At 35.2% G+C, this 4296-nt stretch carries 5 protein-coding genes; all 5 read right to left on the reverse strand.

What is annotated here, in order from left to right; genetic code table 11:
* Positions 1–211 precede the first annotated feature (211 nt).
* Positions 212–817: a hypothetical protein gene (locus tag G4D61_RS17705; RefSeq protein ID WP_025728656.1), complete on the reverse strand. Its 606-nt coding sequence runs from the start codon at positions 815–817 to the stop codon at positions 212–214.
* A gap of 94 nt (positions 818–911) precedes the next feature.
* Positions 912–1463 (reverse strand): GNAT family N-acetyltransferase, encoded by a 552-nt coding sequence (locus G4D61_RS17710; protein WP_163174631.1) that lies wholly within the window; start codon positions 1461–1463, stop codon positions 912–914.
* A gap of 86 nt (positions 1464–1549) precedes the next feature.
* Positions 1550–1669 carry a DUF4023 domain-containing protein gene (locus G4D61_RS17715; RefSeq protein WP_025728652.1) on the reverse strand — a complete coding sequence of 40 codons (120 nt, stop codon included), beginning with the start codon at positions 1667–1669 and terminating at the stop codon, positions 1550–1552.
* Between the two features lie 79 nt (positions 1670–1748).
* Positions 1749–3125 carry a DEAD/DEAH box helicase gene (locus G4D61_RS17720; protein WP_035353716.1) on the reverse strand — a complete coding sequence of 459 codons (1377 nt, stop codon included), beginning with the start codon at positions 3123–3125 and terminating at the stop codon, positions 1749–1751.
* A gap of 134 nt (positions 3126–3259) precedes the next feature.
* Entirely contained in the window at positions 3260–3631 is a 372-nt protein-coding gene (locus G4D61_RS17725) for a VOC family protein (protein ID WP_025728647.1), read from the reverse strand.
* Positions 3632–4296: the final 665 nt, after the last annotated feature.

The raw sequence follows: 4296 nt of genomic DNA on the forward strand, positions 1-4296 counted from the left end.
AAAAGGCAGTTTGTTGTCTGAACTAGAACAACAAACTGCCTTTTTTCTGCCTTTGCTAAATCAATTTATATAAAAACGTAAGATTTTCAGTGGCCTCCGGGAAACGCCGAGGAGGCTCAGCTTCCGCCCGCGGAAAGCGAGCATCCTGGAGCGGAAATGATCTCCTCTTTTTTTAAAAAAGCACAATATTTTTGAAAACAACCAAAAATAATTATTTTTCTTCCTCAATTGCAACTATTAAAGAAAATAAAAATTCATAAATAAGTGTATATGCATCCATTATCGACATATCTTCACGAAAACCTGTAATATGATTCAAACTAATATTGAAATCCCACAAACCATCTTGCTGATTGAACATCAAACTAAAAATTGCTCCTTCTAACAAAGTACCATTTAAAAATGACTTAATAGATGACTCTGCTTTTTTAGGAAGCTTTAACCCGAGTAAACAATCGTAAATACCAAACACATCATCGACTTCAAGAGATATCGAATCAACTTTAATAACATCAAACCAATCCGATTCTAAATAAATAAACTCTTTTTGATGGTTTTTTAAATAAGTGATCGGCTGGTTTAGAAAACTCAGTTCAACCTCTGTAATTGTATCATCTGTTTCCTTATCACAACGCTCAATATAGGCATCTTTAAAACGAAAACTCGCTTCTTCCAATATCACTTTTATATCATCAGATATGATAGAATGTTGTTCTGCATATTCTTTTTCATCTTTACATAGATGAATGATCTTTTCTTCTCCGTTGTTTTTGATTGCGTTATTCGATATGTATTGTAATAGTTGTGTTCTCATCATTCTTTTATTTCATCCTCTTTGCTTATTTTATATCTCTATTAGTATGTCCTAGTTCATACTTAATTGTAAAGTATTGCTTGTCTATACTTTACAATTAAGTATGCTCAACCGTATCCCATTCTTTCGCTAACATACTATATATAACGAGATCTTCATAATGATCATAGAGCCATTGCCCATCTCTAATAATGCCTTCTTTTGTAAAGCCCAGCCTTTTAGGGACTGCTATACTTCTTATATTATGAACTGCACATTGAATTTCAACACGATTTAGTTCCAACTCGACGAATAAATACATTAATAGTGCTGATATAGATCTTGTAATAATTCCATGTCCTTGGGCCGTCTCAGAGAGGAAGTAGCCAATGCTTGTCGACCTATTTTTCCAATTTATATAATGAAGCCCAATCATTCCGACTAATTCTCCGCGAAAACGTATTCCTGCATCAAAACCGTTATTTTCCGCATAATTGTTAATCCACATTGCAATAATTGGCTCTAAATCTTGAATTGTCTGTCTTTTATCAACCCATAATAACCATTTTCTAAGATGTTCCCGATTTGAATCAATGAGAGTAAACAATTCTTCCTTATGTTGTTGCAATAACTCAATATAAATATCATCATCTACTTTAAAACTGAACATGTTTTTCCACCTTCTTCACTTTTTAACCATCACACCATATAAAAAAAGACCTAATAATCTAGGTCTAAAAAAAGACACGTTCTTATTCAATGGCGGTTATTAGGTAACTTTTCATCTGGACTGCCATTTCCTTGGCGCTTTTTATTTTGTTCTGCCTTCTTTTGATTTTTATGCAACTTTTCTACGTATTCATGGGTATTGTCCATTGTAATCCTCCTTGATAAATGCTTCCCTGTTACTTTAACCAACAGTTCAATAAACATTCATGGAGAATTGAATCGTTCTTTATCGACTTTTTTTCTTTTTAGCTTGATGATTTCTTGAACGATGGTTATTTCCTTTATAAGCTTGATCATTATTAGAGCTGCGTTGTAATGTAGATTTCCTATTATGCTCGTTTTTGTTAGCTGTCCGACTTCCATTATCATGCTGTGAATTCCGTTTACTTTGGTGATGATTTGACTTTTTCTTCTTATAATGATCTTTCTCATTCAAAGAAGTTTCACGGTTGTTGCTTCTGTCTATTTTCTCAGCTTGTTCGATCTTCTCATTTCCGATGTTTTGTTTAGGGATGGTTATGTTTAATTCTTTCTCAATCTCCTCAAGTTGTGGCCGATCGGCAGTTGAATAGAATGTAATCGCAACGCCTTTCATTCCTCCTCGGCCTGTTCGGCCGATGCGATGAACATAGCTTTCGGCATCTTGTGGAATGTCGTAATTAAAAACATGTGTAACACCTTCAACATCCAAACCTCTTGCAGCAACATCAGTTGCTACTAATAATTGAAGCTCTGCATCTCGAAACCGTTTCATTACCTGTTCTCTTTTTGCTTGAGACAAATCTCCATGCAATTCATCGACAAGAAACTTATGGGCTTTCAGTACATCATTAAGTTTACTAACGCGTCGTTTTGTTCGGCAAAAAATGATAGCCAAAAAGGGTTTATGCATGTCAATCAACTTCATTAATGTCGACTGTTTGGCACGGTCAGTCGTATGGATAGCCCTCTGCTGCACGTTATCTGCTGGTTTTTGCGTTTCTTCAACTTGTATCGTTGCGGGTGTGCGCATATATTTTTTCGCTAATTGTTGAACCTCGTTCGGCATCGTTGCAGAAAACAGTAATGTTTGACGCATTCTCGGTGTTTCTTTCATAATCATTTCTACTTCATTTAAGAAGCCGATATGCAGCATTTGATCAGCTTCGTCTAAAACAAGCGAGGATAATCGTGATAAATCAATCGTTCCTCTGCGAATGTGATCGAGTAATCTCCCTGGTGTCCCAATAATAAGTTGTACGTTTTTTTGTAATTTCTTTAACTGTTTCTCAACATCCTGTCCGCCGTATAAAGCTAACACTCGGATAACATTTCGATCAGTAATTAATTTTTCCGTTTCCTCTGTAATTTGTAACGCAAGCTCACGTGTTGGTGCAATGATTAAAGCCTGCACATAATTTGCATTTAGGTCTAGTTGTTGAAGAAGCGGAAGAATAAATGCAAATGTTTTACCTGTTCCAGTTTGAGCTTGCGCAATCACATCTTTTCCACTTAAAACAAACGGAATCGCTTGTTCTTGAATCGGAGTAGGTTGAACAATCCCAATCTCCCGCAGTTTTTTTAAATATCTATCCTGAATTCCCAATGATGTAAAATCAGACAAATCATATCCCTACTTTCAATACTTTCATATACAATTTTTATTATTAACGCGTCTTTAATCATGCCTGTTTTTTAGTAAAATTGCAATCATCATGGGATAAATCTGATTTTCCATCAATTTCTACTATTCAGTGATTATTTTATCCATTGTAAAAATTCTAAACGATTTCCAAAAGGATCCTGTACATAAATACGTTTTGCTCCTGGAAGTTTGTGATCATCTTTCCAAGCAATCGTCTGTTCTGTAAGATGGGCTTTCAATTCATCTATACACTCTACTTCAAAAGCTGGATGGGCTTTTTTTGCTGGTATAAATGGATCCTCAATACCGATATGAACTTGAATGCTTCCAAGTTTAAACCAGACACCGCCGCGTTTTTTTAATTCTTCCGGTTTGTCTATTTCATAAAATCCTAAAACATCTGAAAAAAATGCTTTCGCTTTCTCTTCAGACCCTTTTGGAGCAGCTAGCTGAATATGGTCAAGCGTTTTGATAGTTACCGCCATGATCATTCCCCTCTACTAGATTAACTTTATTCTATAGCTAAAAAGTTATTTGCAACATATTTTATTTTTTATGTGAGTTCATAAGAATTTTTTATTGTGCTGTCATCAGTCAATTATGCCGATAGATAAAAACGATTAACAGAATGACAAAGAGGCTATTGATCTAAAATATCAATAGTCTCCGACGAAGTTTAGCAACGGTCTTTTTCATATTTTCTCCGAGGCTTTTCGCAGGCAAGTGTCGAGCCGCTTCATCGCTTCGCTCTGCGTAGTCTCTCCTGTCTCCCTTTTCCTACAAGAGTCGTGCAGACGCTTTTCCGAACCAATGTAGTATTTGAGTTAAATTCAAAAAATATTGAATAAAACCATTTTAGCTCTCATATTGATCGCCATCTATGAAAAGATTATTTGAAGAAAGTGGGCTATTTAAGGCGTACAAGCATCAATAATTTAGACGCCAATCATAAAAAAATATGGACATACAAAGAAAGCATACATGTGATAGACGCCTCATAAAAAGTTTCCAAGTTTAGTTTAAGATAAAAAAACAATCCCCCATAATATGCATTGATATGCTCCCCTTTAGGTAGACAGATTAAAAAATAAAAATCTGGCTGCTTATGGGGGAGTATTTGTTATGTCCAAAAGATCTTACTCTGCAGAAG

This window comes from Heyndrickxia ginsengihumi, from assembly GCF_011008565.1.
GTDB lineage: Bacteria > Bacillota > Bacilli > Bacillales > Bacillaceae_C > Weizmannia > Weizmannia ginsengihumi.

Coding starts and splice junctions, on each gene's coding strand:
- G4D61_RS17705 (WP_025728656.1), bottom strand. CDS start 817: ATGATGAGAACACAACTATTACAATACATATCGAATAACGCAATCAAA.
- G4D61_RS17710 (WP_163174631.1), bottom strand. CDS start 1,463: ATGTTCAGTTTTAAAGTAGATGATGATATTTATATTGAGTTATTGCAA.
- G4D61_RS17715 (WP_025728652.1), bottom strand. CDS start 1,669: ATGGACAATACCCATGAATACGTAGAAAAGTTGCATAAAAATCAAAAG.
- G4D61_RS17725 (WP_025728647.1), bottom strand. CDS start 3,631: ATGGCGGTAACTATCAAAACGCTTGACCATATTCAGCTAGCTGCTCCA.